We start from the raw sequence: 17,704 nt of genomic DNA, 5'->3' as shown, positions 1-17,704 counted from the left end.
ACATATCCATCCCCTCCCACACGACGCCTGCGCTGTCATTTGGCGAGAATGGCTTAATGACTGCCCCCACATCGCGCCGATACATCACGACCCTCGTCGTGCTCGCGATGCTCAACATCGCAGTAGGCGGCGGCCTCGCCTGGTCCATCACCAGCCGAGAAGGTGTCCGAATCATCCCCCCCACTGCCACCGAATACGCCGCCGACGCACTCACCCATATGGACCACGGCCTAGGCGCACGCGGCCCCGCCTGGACAGCCACCCGAGCCCAGGCACTGCGCACCACCAGCGGTAAAAACAACTACGAACAAACCTGGTCCGCGCTGGAAGACGCCACCCGGACCGCAGGACGCGGAAAAGGTACCTTCACTCCAGCCGCCACCATCACCCCCCGAACAGACCCCACCAGCCCCATGCCCACCGTCAACAGCGAAAACGGCATCACCACCCTCACCCTGCCCCGAGTCCCATCAAACGCCCCACCACACAACCAGAAATACGCTGACCAACTCGCCTCAAACATCGACGTCACCCGACCCCGCACTACCTGCGGATGGATCGTCGACCTACGCGAACTGAATAACAGCGACGCCCACCCCGTCCTAGCTGGCCTAACCCCCCTGTTCCCCAACGGCCCCCTCATGACCCTGACAGACAACCAGGGCACCACAACCACAGCAGCCATCGAAGGCGGAACCCTCACCATGAACGGCTCATGGCGTTTCGGCACCTACCGCGCCTACCCCAAAACACATGCCCCTGTAGCCGTCCTGCTCAGTCCCCGCACTTCAGGCCCCGGAGAAATCGCCACAGTCGCCCTCACTGGACGCCCCAACACACGCACATTCGGCGCGCCCACCAGTGGAAACGCCACCATGGACAAAACCTGGCAGCTCTACGACGGCTCACGCCTCACCCTGCCCACCCACCAAGCCACCAGCATCCACGGAGCCCCAGCTATCGGCTCAATTACCCCCGACAGCCCCACCCCCACCGACCAGACTGAGGAACGCGCCCGCACCTGGCTCACACACCAATGCCGCTGACGCGCCCCCACCAGCAGCTCTACCGCTCATGCACCTCACGCAGCAGCATCAACAACTCATCCGGATCTGCCAGAACTAGATCAGCATCACAAGCCCCCATCACGGCGACCGTGACACAACCCGCTTCACGCCCAGCCGCCAACCCCGCAGGAGAGTCCTCAACAGCCAAAGCCTCACTAGGCAAAACCGCCAACAACTCTGCCGCATACTCGTACGGGTCCGGCGCTGGCTTAGGCGCCGTAACATCACTGGCCGTCACCAGCACTGGCGGCTGCAACCCCGCCGCCGCTAGCCGTCGACGGGCCAGCTCCGCCGGTGAATTCGTCACCACCGCCCACGGCATGTCTTGCTCATCCAGCCACTGAGTCAGCTCAAGCGCACCCGGCATAGGTGTGACATCCGCGACATCTTCAGCCTCACGAGCAATTTGACGTTCCACCTCTTCAACAATCCGTTCCTCACTCCACTGCGGAGCGAAACGCCGCATAGTCACCGGCGCCGGTTGCCCATGACAAAAACTCAACACTTCCTGCGGGTCAGCCCCCACATCCTGGGCCCATGCCGTCCATGCACGCTCAACAGAGGCATTCGAATTCACCAAAGTGCCATCCATATCCATCAGGAGGGCCCGACAAGGAGCAATCAATTCCGCAGCAGAAGTCATACCTCCATAGAACGCCATCAGAGCACCCGAATGCGTTCAATCACCGTGGAACTCATCTCGTGGGCGTGGCACACGAGACACCACCCAGGATTGAATCTGGCTTAAACAGCGCAAAAAGGGCTGTGCCACCCCACCACGCACCCAACACCAAGGACCTCCCATGCTCTCCGCCCCATCAGCAACCATCGTCAAAGCAACCGCCGCCCTCGTCGCCGAACACAGCACCCTCATCACCACCCAGTTCTACAGCGACATGTTCCACGACCACCCTGAACTCACAAACATCTTCAACATGGCCAATCAAGCCATCGGAGAACAACCCAAAGCACTAGCAGCCAGCGTCGTCGCCTACGCAACCCACCTCATCTCCCCTGAGGCCCCCGACTTCACCCCCGTACTGCGCCGCATCGCGCACAAACACGTCTCCCTAGGAATCACCGCACCCCAATACACCATCGTCGGCCACTACCTCATGCAAGCCATCGGCAAAACCCTCGGCGACACCCTCACCCCCGACATCGCCGCCGCCTGGAACGAGGTCTACTGGCTATTCGCCACCCAACTCATCGCCGAAGAAGCAAAGCTCTACGCCCTCGCCGGCACCAACCCCAACACCCCCTGGCACGACTACACGGTCACTGACCGCATCCACGAAACCGACACCACCTTCTCCCTGCATCTACGCCCCACCACCGGAACACTCCCCGCCTGGCAACCCGGCCAATACATCACCCTCAACATCGAAATCGCCCCCGGCCACACCCAACCCCGCCAATACACCATCTCCGGACAACCCGACGAAAACACCTTCCGCATCACCATCAAAAAAATCGACAGCCACAACGAAAGCCCCGCCGGAGCCGTCTCCACCTGGCTCGCCGCCAACGCCCATCCAGGCACTCATCTCCAGGTCTCCCAACCCTGCGGCGACATCACCCTCGACAACACCAACACTCCCCTGGCTCTCATCTCCGCTGGCGTAGGCATCACCCCCATGGCCGCCATCCTCGAAGACCTCGCCCAACGACAACCCGAACGCGACATCTACCTTCTCCACGCCGACCACTGCCCCGCTCTACACCCACTGCGCACAACGATCGCCACCAGCACCGCCACCATGCCCAACATCACCCGTCACTGCTGGTACGAAACACCTGACAACACCGACACCCACACCGGACACATGGACCTGAGCACCATCGACCTACCCACCAACACCCACGTCTTTATGTGCGGCCCCCTGCCATTCATGCGCAACATCCACACCCAACTCACCGCCAAAGGCATTCCCACCAGCAATATCTCCTACGAAGTGTTCGGCCCCGACATGTGGACCCAAAACCCCAACAACGCCGCCTAAACCACACACCGGCCACTGACAACACCCACACAACCAGTGGCCGGCACGACACCAACACCTCACAGACTCAAACAAACCCGCCAAACTCAGCCCTCACAGTGCCAGGCTTAACCCAACAGGAGCCACCACCACTCCAGCGCAACGGCACACACTGCCGCACGCGCAACTACCGTGAACAAGGCAAGGGAGCCTGACATGAAAATCGCCGTGCCCACCGAGGTCAAAAACAACGAAAACCGCGTCGCCATCACCCCCGCCGGAGTAGCTGCACTCACCCACAACGGACACGAAGTATTCGTCCAAGCAGGCGCAGGCATCGGCTCCCTCATCCAAGACCAGGACTACATCTCAGCCGGCGCAACCATCACCAAAGACGCCGAAACCACCTGGTCCGCCGGAGAAATGGTCCTCAAAGTAAAAGAACCCATCGCCTCCGAATACCCCCTACTACGCGATGACCTCCTCCTTTTCACATACCTGCACCTGGCCGCAGACCGCCCCCAAACCGAAGCCCTCCTCACCGCCGGCACCACCGCCATCGCCTACGAAACAGTCCAACTCCCCGACCGCTCCCTACCCCTGCTACACCCCATGTCCGAAGTAGCCGGATGCCTCGCCCCCCAAATGGGCGCCCTAGCCCTTATGAAATCCCAAGGCGGAATGGGCATCCTCCTTGGCGGAGTTGCCGGAGTCTCCATGGGTAACGTCGTCATCCTCGGCGCCGGAACCGCCGGACAAAACGCCGCCCAAATCGCCGTAGGCATGGGCGCCAACGTCACTATCCTCGACACAGACCTCACCAAACTCCGCACCGTCCACTGGCAATACAACGGCCGCGTCCAAGGACTAGCCTCAAACCCCCTCACCGTCCGTGAACAAGTACTCAACGCCGACCTAGTCATCGGCACCGTCCTCATCCCCGGAGCCAAAGCACCCAAACTCGTTACTAACGAGATGGTTTCCCACATGAAACCCGGATCTGCGCTCGTCGACGTCGCCATCGACCAAGGCGGATGCTTCGAAGACTCACACCCCACCACCCACGCAGACCCCACCTTCACCGTGCACAAATCCGTGTTCTACTGCGTAGCAAACATGCCCGGCGCAGTCCCCAACACCTCCACCTACGCACTAACCAACTCAACCCTGCCCTACGTGCTCAAACTCGCCGACGCCGGCTGGGAAACCGCCTGCCGCACCGACCACGCCCTAGCCCTAGGCCTAAACACCCATGCCGGGAAAATCACCCACCGCGGCGTAGCAGCAGCCTTCGACGACCTCGCCTTCGAAGACTTCATCGCCACCCTTTAAAACACCCCGGGCCGGTCACGGAACCACCGCGACCGGCCCAACACCTTCACCCCACCTACAAGCTCACCTGCTGGCGCGCCACATAACGAAATCGATCACCGCGGAACACCGAACGCGTCCACTCCACCAGCGCACCATCAGCGCCCCACCCCGTGCGATGCACCAATAACAGTGGCGACCCCGTCTCCACAGCCAACAAATCCGCTTCCCGCGGACTTGCAAACGAGGTTTCAACCACATCCTCCACCGTCGTAATCACCCGCCCAAACCTCTCCTCCAACGTCAAATACAACGAACCACCCCCCTCCAATGCCTCACCCAAACCAGGTAACGGCCCCGGTAAAAACGCCGTCTCATGCGCTAATGGCTGACCAGCTGCAGTCCGTACCCGCTCCACCCTCATCACAGATACCCCTGATGCCACCCCAAGCCGCTCACACACCTCCCCGTGAGCAGCAACCTCTCCCACGGCCACAATGACCGCCCCGGGCATCGAACCTTCCGAACGCAAATCCTCCGAAAACGACGTCAACTGCCGTACCCGCATCACTTTCGGCGGAGAAACAAACGTTCCCCGCCCCTGCCTGCGCTGCAACCGCCCTTCAACCACAAGCTCAGCAATCGCCTGCCGCACCGTCGTACGTGATGTTCCGAACAGCTGCGCTAGCTCTCTTTCACCTGGTATCGCATCTCCTGCGACCAGCTCACGCATGTACTCGATGATCTCTGTTTTAACCCAGTAGTACTTGGGCACCTTCACGAGCTAAACCACCCCTCCATTAATCCGGTCAGAGACTCAACGCACAACCACCCTCTCTCGTTCTCTTCCGGCTGAAGCCAAGCCATGCCACCCTCGACCACAGCCCACCTGCACCACACCCATATTCTGGTCTAGACCAATGAAGGTAAGGGCCTACGGGCCGAGGAAGGATCCCATGAGTACCACCACCGACACGGCCCCGTCACGGGCCCCACGCAAGGGGCGCTTCAGCGGTCTACAACGCTTCGCCAAGTCTTTGATGCTACCGATCGCGCTACTGCCCGCCGCGGGCCTACTGTTGCGCTTCGGACAAGAAGACGTCCTCGGCTGGATCGAAACTCCCGTAGTCAGCCCCTTCTTCGACGCGATGACCGCTGCTGGGGATTCAATCTTCAAACAGCTTGCCATTCTCTTCGCCGTCGGTATCGCCATCGGTATGGCCAAGAAAGCTGACGGTTCCACGGCCCTAGCCGCCGTGGCCGGCTACATCGTCATCGAAAGCGTCTTTAAGGCGATGTCCCCGGTGGTCCTCGCCGGAAAAGTCGACATCGCCGGCGCACCTTTGACCATTAACTACGGTGTTCTCGGCGGTATCGTCGTCGGTCTCATCACCGCGAAGCTCTTCGACCGCTTCCACGACATCGAACTTCCCACCTACCTAGGGTTCTTCGGCGGCCGCAGGTTTGTGCCGATCATCGTCTCGTTCACGGTGCTCATTGTCGGCTTCGCGATGTCCTACTGCTACCCCCTGTTCAACGCAGGTCTGACCACGTTGGCAACCAGCATTGCCAGTGCAGGTGCCGTCGGTGCATTCATCTACGGTCTTTTCAACCGTCTACTCATCCCCTTCGGGCTGCACCACATCATCAACATCTACATTTGGTTCCAGTACGGCAGCTTCGCCACCCCAGATGGTGCCCTCCACGGCGAGCTAACCCGCTTCGCCGCCGGTGACCCCACCGCAGGTATCCTCACCTCCGGCTTCTACCCGATTCTCATGTTCGGTCTGCCTGGCGCCGCCCTAGCGATGATGCATTGTGCTCGCCCCAACCAGAAGAAATTCGCCGCCGGTATTTTCGGCGCTGCAGGCTTGACTGCATTCCTCACCGGCATCACCGAACCGCTCGAGTTCGCGTTTATGTTCGCCGCGTTCCCGCTTTACGTGCTGCACGCGATCCTTACCGGTTTGTCCCTGGCCGCGGCATACACCCTGGACATTCACCTCGGATTCTCCTTCTCTGCCGGCCTGATTGACCTGCTTCTCTACGGAAACTCCAAGGCAGCCCAAAACATCCCGTTGCTTCTTGGCCTCGGCGTCGGGTTCTTTATCCTCTACTACGTGGTGTTCCGGTTCGCGATCACCGCATGGAACCTACGCACCCCAGGCCGTGAAGACACCATCAACAGCGGCGACAGCGAAAAAGAAGAGCAAGACTCCGCCACGACCGACCGCAACGAAATGGCCACCCAACTCGTTGAGGCTTTCGGTGGACGCGAAAACCTGCTCTATGTCGACGCGTGCATCACACGCCTACGCATCGAGGTAGAAGACACCAGCCGCATCAACAAAGAACGTCTACGTGAACTCGGTGCCGCCGGTGTCCTCGAAGTCGGTAACAACATCCAGGCTGTGTTTGGTCCGCGCGCCGAATCGCTCAAACATGACATGCGTCAAGTTCTCACCGGCGAAGAACCTACCGCCGAGGAGAAAGAAAAGACCTCACGTCACGACGCAACCACCGACGCAGAAAAATCTGATGCCTCTGCCTCGGATGAAAAAACTGACACCACAGATGAACTGGTCATTTTCGCGCCAATCACCGGACGGGTCGTGCCACTGAGCGAAGTTTCCGACGAAACGTTCTCTGACGGTCTACTCGGTAACGGTCTAGCTATCGAACCGGAAGAAAAAACAAAGATTCCAGTTACTGCACCGGTCTCAGGCGAGCTAGTACAGATGTGGCCGCATGCCTTCGTTATCAAGACGCCATCAGGTCGCAAGATCCTCACGCACCTAGGCATCGAAACGGTCGGCCTCAAAGGCAAAGGTTTCACCAAACACGCGAACGTTGGTGACAGCGTGGAAGCTGGACAGCTTCTCATCGACTACGACGTCGCTGCTGTCGCTAAGTCCGGCCGCAGCGTCGTTGTGCCAGTCATGGCTCTGGAGGTCGGCCCGGAGGCAATCACTAACCCGGCAAGCGGACAGATCGAAGGCGCAGATCCCCTATACACGGTGCGCTAAATACAGCTGTAGGAGAACGGTATGGAAGTTGTCATCCTGGAAAGCGCCGAGCAAATCGGTCAGGTAGCAGCAGATGCTGTACAAGCACTACTAGACCGTTCTCCTACAGCTGTTTTCGGGCTGGCTACCGGGAGTTCCCCGCAGCCCATCTATGACGAGATCGTGACTCGTTTTCAGGCCGGTACGGTCAGTTTCGCTCAAGCGCGCGCGTTCACGCTGGACGAATATGTCGGCCTGCCTGTCGGTCATCAGCAGCGGTATCGCACGGTGATCGAGAACATGTTCACCGGAAGAGTCGATTTCGCCGCCGACGCGGTCGCCGGTCCTGACGGACTCACAAACGACATACCCGCTGCGTGCCTCGCTTACGAGCGGGCGATCGAGCAAGCTGGGGGTATTGATCTGCAGTTCCTCGGGATCGGCACCGACGGTCACATCGGGTTCAACGAGCCCGGATCCTCTCTAGCGTCACGTACACGCATCAAAACGTTGACGGAGCAGACCCGCATCGATAACGCGCGGTTCTTCAACAATGACGTGAACGCCGTGCCGACACACTGTCTCACCCAGGGTTTGGGCACCATCATGCAGGCACGGCACATCATTTTGGTGGCTTCAGGCAGCGGCAAAGCTGAAGCCGTGCATCACATGATTGAAGGCGCAGTGAGCGCTTCATGGCCAGCCACTGTTCTTCAGCATCACCCTCATGTGACAGTGCTTTTGGATGAGGCAGCGGCAAGCCTGCTGGATCGATCGGACTATTACCGGCAAACGTGGACAAATAAGCCTTCGTGGCAGGGGATCTGATGTCGTGTGTGATTTCTGCCGGAGCGGTTGTCTCTGGCACGGATGTGTTGCGTCCGGGGTGGGTTGAAGTAGAGACCGAGCGTGTGGTTGCGGTAGGTGCCGGGGCGCCTCCACGGCCAGCTGATCAGAATTTCCCCTCTGCCGTTATCGTTCCCGGTTTTGTCGATACGCATTGCCACGGCGGGGGCGGTGGGGCTTTCACAGATGCGACTGCTGCAGAAGATGACCCAGCGGTCTTATCTGCTTTGGCGTGTCACCGTGCCCACGGGACGACACGGATGATGGCGTCGCTGGTATCAGCGTCACCGGAAGCGTTGATGACTCAGGTGATGGCGTTGCGGCCGCATGTGGAGGCTGGTCGGCTCTTGGGTATCCATTTGGAGGGGCCGTGGATGTCACCGTGTCGGTTGGGTGCCCATGACCCGACAGCGGTTCGTCATCCCAGTCTTGAGGAGATTGATGCACTGCTTGAGGCGGCGAATGGCACTATCGCGATGGTGACGCTTGCTCCGGAGTTGCCTGGTGGTTTCGATGCAGTGCGTCGTTTCGCGCAGGCTGGAGTGGCGGTGGCGGTGGGGCATACGGATGCGACCTATGACGTGACATGTGCAGCGATTGAGTCCGGTGCCAGGGTGGGAACGCATCTGTTCAATGCGATGCGGGGTGTGCATCACCGAGAACCAGGTCCGGTGATTGCTTTGACTGGAGATGCTCGGGTAACGGTTGAGCTTATTGCGGATGGGGTACACGTACACCCTGCCGTGTACACGGATGTGGTTCGTTCTGTGGGCGCGCACCGGGTCGCGTTGGTCACTGACGCAATGGCCGCAGCAGGCATGCCTGATGGCAGGTACGGGCTGGGAACACTCGATGTTGATGTGGTGGACAAAGTAGCGAAAGTCGCTGGCACCGAAACAATTGCGGGCAGCACCGCCACGATGGATGGTCTGTTCCGATTTGCGATCACTCATGGCGGTTTGCGAGAAGATGACGCGTTAGTTGCTGCGGTGCAGCAGACTGCTGTGACACCGGCGCAGGCGCACGGTGTCGAGGTGGCAGCGCTACGCGTGGGTGACCGTGCTGACCTCGTTGCGCTGGATGAGCAGTGCAACGTTATCGATGTCATGCATGCGGGTGCGTGGCTGTCGAGCTGAGCACCCGCATGCACTAGCAGCATGTGCCCATTGCCGGTCAGGGCAGTGGGTTGCCCGCCTTCGCGGTTGGCGAGAAGTCCAGGAGAGCTTTGGCCACCATCGGGTCAACGTCCTCAGGTTTTTCGGCGTAGTAGAACGCTCCGTTGGTGACTTCGGCGATCTTCTTCAAAGATCCCTGATCGACGTCCTTACCGATTCCGACTGCAGCCACCGAAATACGACGACCGTTGTTGGTCATGCGCTGCAACGTTTTGGACAGACCAGAAAGGTTCATCGAATCTGGTGAGTCGTTTTTTCCGTCAGTGAGTACCAGGACAACATTCATGCGTTTGGGGTCGTAGCCCTCTTGTAGCTTCAGGACGGCATCGAGCAATGTGTCGAAGAGCGGGGTGTTGCCGCCTACTGCTCCAGGGATGCTTTGTGCGGCTGCTTTGAGTTTGCCGCGCTGATCACTTTTTTCATCACCGAGCGGCCCAAAGGGAACAACTTCTCGCCAGTTGCCTGGCTTGGCTGGGTTTTGGGAGAACTCCCACAAACCGACGTCGTTGTTGCTGGGCAGACCAGCTAGACCATTCGCCGCTGACCCGGCAGCGTGGGTGATGCGGTTACCTGGGCCTGCGCCAGGGGCGCCACCGGCTGCGGCAGTGCCGTCAACGGTTCCCATTGACTGGGAGGTATCTACAAGGGTGATCAAGCGCATGCCGTGGGCGACTGACATCCATTGGGTAAGGATGCTGCGGATGTGTTCGGTGGAGGGCTGGTCCATCCGGTCAGTTTTGAGGCGGGTGGGGCCATCGGGTGCAGGGACCTCTGGGGCGTCCTTGCCTTCTTCGTTACGGAACCCAGCATCGGTGGCACGCTTCTGACCTGCCTCGCTGCTCAGCGCTTGGATAAGAGCATCTGTTGCGTGAGCAGTGTTGGGGTCGGTGGTGGGCATGGTGACAGCCCGGTAGCTGAGGAAGACGGAGCCACCTTCGGGCGCCAACGCAACGAGTGGGGAATCGGCGTGTTCTTTGGCGTAGGCAGCGAAAGCTTGCTCTGAGGTGACGAAAAGGCCCTGTCCCCATTCAGGTGCTTTGGTGGGCAGTTCGGCTGGATGCACGTTGCCGGGCTGCGATGCCTGGAAGAGAGCGATCGTGCGCGGACCAGTGGTGGGGTGCTCCAGGGGCTGGATGCCGATAGAAGCGGCTGCGGACAGCAACCCTAGGAGGCCAGCGGCGTGGGATTCAGGGTTGGGCAGCGCGAGTTCTTTGGGGTGTTCGAACAGCGCTTTCCAGGTGATTTCGTTTTTGGTTTGGGCGGCGCGTTCTTTGGGGGTAGCGACGATGATGGGCGAGGTGTAGAGCACGTCCGAGGCATTCATGTTGATGCTGGGGTTTTGGCTACGGGCGCGTTCAACTTGGGTGTCTGCTGCAGAAAGCCACAAGGCAGGTCGTTTACCTGGGTCTTTGATAGAGGCTAGAACGACGTCGTCAGTTTCGGCAGTGAGTTCAAATTTGGCGCAGGTGTTGGGGGTGACCTCATCAATCGCAGCCTGTACCAGGGGTTCGAGGGTGGGAGGAACACTCACCTTGACTGCTGGTGGCCGGGCGCACCCAGGTTTAGAGGAAGCGAAAGCAGCAGTGTTCGATTCGCTTCTGAGAGTGATGAAGGTGGACAGACCAGCGAGCAGACAGAGCGCGACGACGAAAGCGGTCATGGGAAGCCACAAGCGGGCTTTGCTGCTGTTCGTCGCAGTGTTCGAGGTGAGTTCGGTGGCTCCGCGCGTGGGTGAGGTGTCGTTACGACGGGTTCGTCGGCGTCCGCTGCGGCTGGGTGTGTCTCCGCTGGCGCGCCTTCTGGAGGCACGTGTTTGTTTAGCCGTGCCCTCTGGAGCGGTCCCGTCGTTTTCCACAATTAGTCCTTTGTGCGATCTGCTGCCGGGCCAGGTAGCTGCCCTTGGCCTGGTCGTCGTGACATTGTGCCTTGCATGTCAGGTGTGGGTATTTCAACCACGAGAGACACAAATCTGCTGGCCAGGTGTTTTTCTTTGGGGCGTGGGCGGTTCAGGCGTTCTTTAGGAGGTTCAGTGGCTACGCTCGCGGGGAAGGATGGGCCTCGTCGAGCGCGGACGAGCGGCGATGCCCGTAACCAGGTTTTCGTCCGCCACCGGTCTCGGAGGCGTTACGCGTATGTCTACTCAGTTGGTTGATCGTTCTCTTCCTGCAGATCTACCTCGTGGCATTTTTGTGGGTGGTTCGTGGCGTGAGGGAGCGCGGGGTGTGGTGGATGTAGAAAACCCAGCGACGGGTGAGGTGCTGGCGCAGGTAGCCAACTGTGATGTGGCACAGGGTGTTGAAGCGTTGGATGCGGCGGTGGATGCGGCGGCTGCGTGGGCGCGGACCTCGCCTCGGGACCGTGGTGAGTTGTTGCGGCGGGCTTTTGAGGCGGTAACTGCTCGGGCTGATGATTTCGCGCGGTTGATGACATTGGAGATGGGCAAGCCGCTGGCGGAGGCCCGGGGTGAGGTTGCGTATGGGGCGGAATTTTTGCGGTGGTTTTCTGAGGAGGCTCCGCGGGTGAGTGGGTCGTATCGTCCTTCTCCGGGTGGGGCGATGCGTCATTTAGTGACGAAACGTCCTGTGGGTCCGTGCTTGTTGATTACTCCGTGGAATTTCCCGTTGGCGATGGCGACGAGGAAGGTGGCTCCTGCGTTGGCGGCGGGGTGCACGGTGGTGTTGCGTCCGGCGACGTTGACGCCGTTGACGACGTTGTTGTTTGCGAAGGTGTTGGCTGATTGTGGGTTGCCTGCGGGGGTGGTGAATGTGGTGACGAGTGTGGATCACGATGTGACGGATGCGTTGATTGCTGATCCTCGGTTGCGGAAGTTGTCATTTACAGGTTCGACGGGTGTGGGGCGGACGTTGTTGAAGCAGGCGGCGCAGGGGGTGCTGCGGACGTCGATGGAGTTGGGTGGAAATGCGCCGTTCATTGTGTTTGAGGATGCTGATCTTGATGTAGCGGTGGAGGCGGCTACAGCGGCCAAGCTGCGCAATATGGGTGAGGCGTGCACGGCAGCGAACCGGTTCATCGTGCATGAGTCGATAGCGGATGAGTTCGCGTCTCGGTTGGCGGAGGCGTTTAGTCAGTTGCGGGTGGGTGATGGGTTGGCTGATGGCACCGATGTGGGGCCACTGGTTTCTGAGGGGGCGCGTGCGGGGGTGGCGTCATTGGTGGATGCTGCTATTGCTGAAGGCGCGTCGGTGTTGACTGGCGGTAAGCAAGTAGAGGGTGCTGGCTGGTTTTATGCGCCGACGGTGCTGTCGGGGGTGGGTAAGGATGCGGCAATTGTGGGTGAGGAGATTTTTGGCCCGGTGGCTCCGGTGGTGTCGTTCTCGGATGAGGCGGAGGCGTTGGAGATCGCGAACCGTTCTGAGGTGGGGTTGGCCGGGTATGTGTTTACCCGGGACATGGATCGGGTGTTGCGGATGGGTGATGTGTTGGAGGTGGGGATGATTGGCGTTAACCGAGGTGTGCTTTCTGATGCGGCGGCACCGTTCGGTGGGGTGAAGCAGGCTGGTTTAGGCCGAGAGGGTGGCGGTGAGGGGATTGAGGAGTATTTGGAGACTATTTATTTGTCGCTGAATGATCCACACGCAGGCTGAATCGGTTTTTTCTGACGGTGTGCTCAGAGACGTAGTTTTTGGATATTCCATCGTTCTCTGAGCCACCGGTCATGTGAAGCGACGATGAGTGTTCCTTCGAATGTTTCGAAAGGTTTTTCTTTTCTGGCCGATACTTAGGCCTGTGATTTTTGTCGAAGCAGAAGCCGATTAGTAACCCGAAGTGTTCTCGTGGTGTTTTTGTAGCTGTTTCTTCACCTAGGCATCGATGCAGGTTCCCTGGCAGTGGAGCTGGTGAGGTGTACTTCTTAATAGAGGAGCGCAACTTAATAGAGGAGCGCGACGGGGGCCTCAGCGGGAATCGAAATTGTTTTTGGCGAGCTGATTGTTCCACAGACACTTCGAGAAGTAATCTTTCCCCTGATCTATTTTTTCTTTCTTTGAGGAGAGATTCACCTGCGATAGGCAGAATGTTGTTGACTTGATTCTGCCATCCACAGCTATCGCATTAACACTTACGGGACATCCTGGAGTTTTCTTGTTTTTCTCACCTGGTATTCCTGCGAATTTGAGCCGCTGGGATGGTTTCATCCTTTTTCTTTATCGAGACGTTGCAACGCGGTACGCGCATCATTCACCCTGCGTGAAACAACAGTGGCGTTGCGGTATGCGTAGAACTTTTTGGATTTCCTCACTTCAGAGCGAGGGCCGCACCCCTCATGCCCCACACTGTGATCTGAGTGAACTCTGGAACGTCGACGTTTGAGTTCGTTTTGTTCTCGCTGGAATTGCTCCTGCCATCGTTGTCTCTCTAGATCCAGCTGAGCGACATATTCTGAATACATTCCAGAAAATTTACACACTCCAGTAATGCCGTGGTTTTCTGTTCTAGCCGCATGTTTCTCAGGGCGGGTATCGAGGTCGATCAAGTGTGAGATTTCTGTATCAAGGAACCACCTGTCGTGGTTGGCCAGAAGGACCGGGCCAGGCCAGTCACGCAACGTGTGCGCGAGTATCTCCACCGCACCGTCATCAAGATGGTTTGTCGGTTCGTCGAGAAGCGGTGTTTCTGGACGCCGAAGCAGCAGCCACAGCAAACTCAACCTGGCTAATTGGTTTCCAGAAATGCTGTCACAGCATGCCTGATCGGGGATGCTCGCTACTCCTAAACCTTTAAGAACCTCCGCTACATGAACGCCTACCCCTGGCGGAACAACACAGTGGCCACACCTCCTGCCGGGCTGCCCGATAAGGTGAGCGGCAGCCACGTCATGGAGGACACCGATGTCACAGGCACGCAGCCAGAACCAGGTCATCAAAGCCTGGCAAGACATGGAGCTGTTTTCACCCCAAACAGTGAAAAAAGCAGCACCAGCAGACCAAATGTTTCCCTCCATCAACTGGCGCTCTGGAATGCCCCTGCCCTGGCAATCAGGAAGCTACCTCGCACGGCGAAACATCAAACCCGGCCACGTATGGCGCCACACGGTCTACCTATGGATCTACGACCTCACGGCCATGTACGAATGCCTCGACCACATCTACGCCCCCATCCCTGAAGCACACGACGCGCGCCCCCTCGGTCAATCCGCTGCCGCCTGCTTCAGCGTCGACGAACACGGCCGCCTAATTCCAGACTCAATCGTCCTATCCAGTGCCGCCTGGGGATTGGGCCGAGCGCTGCGCTCAACCCACCGCCACGATCACTGGTTCACGGAATTCACGAAAGCACCCAAGACATACATCGAAACAGTCACCGAACTCGTCGAACTCGACACCCACGACCCCGAAGACAGCCGCTTCATCACCCCCGAGCTACTCCTCAACCTAGGCCGCCTCACCCGCACAGCTACCGGACTTCCTCGCTCTTACACCTTCGCTCCCCCGCCAGGAGAAATCCACGAACCAGCCACCCGCGATCCCCTACCCGTGGCCACCATCGCTCGCATCCAAAGCCGCGCCATCAACCCCGATAACGACGACTACACCAGCGACTTTCTCAACAGCTTCATTCTGGAAGACCTCGCACGCGCCGCAACAGCAATCGACAATGCAACCGCCTCCCCCACCCTGACCACCTACCTCGCTGGTGCTGCCGGTCACGAACCACCACACCGAACCGATACCGTCACCACACCCCACAAGACCTACCCGGCAATCAGCCCTGCAGCAATGCCCTACGGGCGCTGGCCGACCAACCCCGCACACTCCCTAGCAACAAGCCAACAATTAGCAGTCAACCTCTCCCTGCGTGACCTGCGCGAGAACACCCGCACACTGCGCTCAGTCAACGGACCGCCAGGCACCGGAAAAACCACCCTCCTGCGCGATGTCTTCGCTGGTCTCGTTGTCGAACGGGCTCGTCGACTCGCAGCCCTGGACCATCCACGAGATGCATTCACCGGCGAAAAGAAACGCTGGAGAGTCGGCGACTACACCCGAATTGTTCACCTCATCCACCCCGAACTCACCGGCTTCGAGATGGTTGTCACCTCCAGTAACAACAAAGCCGTTGAAAACATCTCCGACGAGCTACCCGCCACCGACTCCATCGCAGAGACGTGGAAAGATGCCGACTACTTACGCGACATCGCCACCCATGTCCGCCGCTGCAACAACAACGACACCGATGCCTGGGGAATGATCGCTGCCCGGCTCGGCAACCGCAGCAACCGCAGAGCCTTCGCAGACGCGTTTTGGACCAACAAACGCCAATGGGAAAACGAACCGAACACTTTCCGGTACTTCCTCGAAAATGCCGCCAGCAATCCCACTGCCTCCTGGGACGAAACAGTCCACGCGTTCCGCGACGCCCTCGAACGCGTCGACGAACTTATCCATGAAGCCAGCTGCGCAGATAAGCGCATCAAGCGCACCCTCGATCTACAACAGCAGCTGCACACGCTCGAAAAACATGAAGCAGAGCTCACCCAACACCATCACTACGCTACTGAGCATCACAGCGAAACCACGCGGGCACACGACATCGCAACAGCCCAGCTCGACCACGCCAACGCCCACCTAGCCGAACACCAACGTTCACGTCCCGGATGGTGGAAAACACTGGTTACCTTCGGTGCGGCACGCCGAGCCTGGCACCAAAGCGCAGCGCCGCTACGTATCGCTGCTGAAGCCGCAGCCACAGCACACGCCCGCACCCTGGAGGCCTCAACCAATTCCCGCGAGCGCCTGGTGCGTCTACACAGTGATGTGGTGGGGGCGCAAAAACGCCAGGCGCGTTGCCGTGAAGAAATAGCAGAGCTGGCAGTGGTGACTGATAGGGACCGGCGCCGGTGGGGGGCTGCGTATCCCGATGCTGCCTGGTTTGAGGATGAGCGTTCCCGCGAGCTCACTGCGCCGTGGAGCGAAGCTGCGCTCAATCGTGCTCGTAGTGAGGTTTTTCTTGCTGCTTTGCGGCTGCATCGTGTGTGGTTTGAGCAGTGCGCCACTGGTGAGGCAGGTGAAGCGTCGCTGGTGCAGTCGATGCGGGCGGTGATGGATGTTGTCCGCGGAGATGTTCCTGAAGATGTTGATCCGTGTGCTGTGTTAGCTGCTTGGCAAACGTTCTTTCTGGTGGTGCCGGTGGTGTCGACCACTTTTGCGTCTTTTGGGCGGATGTTTAGCCATGTGGGTAGTGAGTCGTTGGGGTGGGTGTTTATTGACGAGGCTGGCCAGGCGACACCGCAAGCTGCTGTTGGGGCTTTGTGGCGTGCCCAGCGTGCTTTGGTTGTTGGTGATCCGCTTCAGCTCACCCCTATCGTGACGCTTCCTACTAAGGCTGAGGCCAATATTGCTGGTGTTCATCAGGTCCCGGATTGTGCTTTGCCGTCGTTGTCGTCGGCTCAGGGTGTCGCGGATCGGTGTAATTCGTGGGGGACGTGGCTTGGTTCGGGGGATGAGCGTCTGTGGGTAGGGACTCCGTTGCGTGTGCACCGGCGCTGCGATGAACCGATGTTCACGATCTCTAACACTGTGGCTTACGGGGGGCTGATGATTCAGGGAAAGCAGTCCCGCTCCTACCAGCTAGCACATGGTGAGGAAGTGGTCGCTGAACTTCCTGAATCGTGTTGGCTGCATGTGCCTGCCGCTGCTGGAAGTGGGCACGCGCTACGTGATGATCTGGCCATTGCTGAGCAACTCACGCGGGATTTGTTGGATGGAGCTGCTCCTACAGGGGCTGCTGCTATTCCTGCCGACGAAATAATTGTTATCTCGCCGTTCCGTGACATGGCCGAGGCGCTTAGACGGTTTCCTGACCGGTTAGGCAAGCCCGTGCGTGCAGGGACTGTTCACACGGCGCAAGGGCAAGAAGCCCAGGCGGTGCTGTTTGTGCTGGGCGGTGATCCTTCTAAACCGGGAGCGCGTCATTGGGCTGCTGCGACCCCGAATCTGGTGAATGTTGCTGCTAGCCGCGCGGCCACCCGGCTGTATGTGGTCGGTGATCATCGCGCGTGGTCTGGGTTGCCGCACGTGGCCACCATGGCTAGTTACCTGCCCTGCCGGTCTTCCACGCCTCAAGACCCGTGGGGGCTGGAGTAACCCGAAGGACAGTGAGATCAAAGCGGCACACCCCCATTACTGGTTGCGACCGTGTCGATGAGATTCGTAGTTTTTTGCCGCTACACACTCACGGTTTGAATCGACAACAGCAACATCAAGCGCCTAACTCACACTAAAGCCGCTAGAGAAACCTGCGACTGGATCTGGGGAGTAAAATTTTCTATCTCTCTCACCAAAACTGAATAAACAGAAGTC

General features: G+C 59.1%; 12 protein-coding genes. 8 read left to right on the top strand and 4 right to left on the bottom strand.

All coding sequences use genetic code 11. From position 1 onward, the window contains the following. Positions 1-56: 56 nt before the first annotated feature. Entirely contained in the window at positions 57-1,046 is a 990-nt protein-coding gene (locus AC2T9U_RS00645) for a S41 family peptidase (protein WP_493696284.1), read from the top strand. A gap of 19 nt (positions 1,047-1,065) precedes the next feature. On the opposite strand, the gene AC2T9U_RS00640 is transcribed toward AC2T9U_RS00645, so the two are convergent. Beyond that, entirely contained in the window at positions 1,066-1,728 is a 663-nt protein-coding gene (locus AC2T9U_RS00640; protein WP_493696283.1) for an HAD-IA family hydrolase, read from the bottom strand. Between the two features lie 142 nt (positions 1,729-1,870). Here AC2T9U_RS00640 and AC2T9U_RS00635 point away from each other — a divergent pair, with 142 nt between their 5' ends. After that, positions 1,871-3,070 carry a globin domain-containing protein gene (locus AC2T9U_RS00635; RefSeq protein ID WP_493696282.1) on the top strand — a complete coding sequence of 400 codons (1,200 nt, stop codon included), beginning with the start codon at positions 1,871-1,873 and terminating at the stop codon, positions 3,068-3,070. A gap of 195 nt (positions 3,071-3,265) precedes the next feature. Next, positions 3,266-4,381, top strand: coding sequence for an alanine dehydrogenase (gene ald, locus AC2T9U_RS00630; RefSeq protein ID WP_493696281.1), 1,116 nt, complete (start codon positions 3,266-3,268; stop codon positions 4,379-4,381). Positions 4,382-4,436: 55 nt separating this feature from the next. On the opposite strand, the gene AC2T9U_RS00625 is transcribed toward ald, so the two are convergent. Further along, the gene (locus AC2T9U_RS00625) at positions 4,437-5,141 is read right to left on the bottom strand and encodes a GntR family transcriptional regulator (protein ID WP_493696280.1); all 705 of its coding nucleotides are present in this window, start codon (positions 5,139-5,141) and stop codon (positions 4,437-4,439) included. Between the two features lie 175 nt (positions 5,142-5,316). Between AC2T9U_RS00625 and AC2T9U_RS00620 the strand changes: the two genes are divergently transcribed. From AC2T9U_RS00620 to nagA, 3 genes are read left to right on the top strand one after another with little or no spacing between them, the layout of a single operon-like run. Further along, complete coding sequence (locus AC2T9U_RS00620; RefSeq protein ID WP_493696279.1) at positions 5,317-7,386, top strand: glucose PTS transporter subunit IIA; 2,070 nt, start codon at positions 5,317-5,319, stop codon at positions 7,384-7,386. Positions 7,387-7,407: 21 nt separating this feature from the next. Continuing rightward, positions 7,408-8,193, top strand: coding sequence for a glucosamine-6-phosphate deaminase (gene nagB / locus AC2T9U_RS00615; protein ID WP_115031783.1), 786 nt, complete (start codon positions 7,408-7,410; stop codon positions 8,191-8,193). Further along, positions 8,178-9,347, top strand: a complete 1,170-nt coding sequence (gene nagA / locus AC2T9U_RS00610; protein ID WP_493696278.1) for an N-acetylglucosamine-6-phosphate deacetylase — start codon at positions 8,178-8,180, stop codon at positions 9,345-9,347. The genes nagB and nagA overlap by 16 nt, the downstream gene beginning before the upstream one ends. Before the next feature lie 37 nt (positions 9,348-9,384). On the opposite strand, the gene AC2T9U_RS00605 is transcribed toward nagA, so the two are convergent. Further along, complete coding sequence (locus AC2T9U_RS00605) at positions 9,385-11,241, bottom strand: VWA domain-containing protein (RefSeq protein ID WP_208304081.1); 1,857 nt, start codon at positions 11,239-11,241, stop codon at positions 9,385-9,387. A gap of 277 nt (positions 11,242-11,518) precedes the next feature. Between AC2T9U_RS00605 and AC2T9U_RS00600 the strand changes: the two genes are divergently transcribed. Then, positions 11,519-12,991, top strand: coding sequence for an NAD-dependent succinate-semialdehyde dehydrogenase (locus AC2T9U_RS00600; RefSeq protein WP_493696277.1), 1,473 nt, complete (start codon positions 11,519-11,521; stop codon positions 12,989-12,991). 545 nt (positions 12,992-13,536) lie between these two features. Here AC2T9U_RS00600 and AC2T9U_RS00595 read toward each other — a convergent pair. Further along, positions 13,537-14,217 carry a hypothetical protein gene (locus AC2T9U_RS00595; RefSeq protein ID WP_493696276.1) on the bottom strand — a complete coding sequence of 227 codons (681 nt, stop codon included), beginning with the start codon at positions 14,215-14,217 and terminating at the stop codon, positions 13,537-13,539. Between the two features lie 16 nt (positions 14,218-14,233). Here AC2T9U_RS00595 and AC2T9U_RS00590 point away from each other — a divergent pair, with 16 nt between their 5' ends. Beyond that, positions 14,234-17,488: a DEAD/DEAH box helicase gene (locus AC2T9U_RS00590; RefSeq protein ID WP_493696275.1), complete on the top strand. Its 3,255-nt coding sequence runs from the start codon at positions 14,234-14,236 to the stop codon at positions 17,486-17,488. The last annotated feature ends 216 nt before the right edge of the window (positions 17,489-17,704 follow it).

Source organism: Dermatophilus sp. B7861-1 (assembly GCF_058996045.1).
Note: the sequence above shows the minus strand (reverse complement) of the source record. Positions and strands in the feature narration are given on the sequence as shown.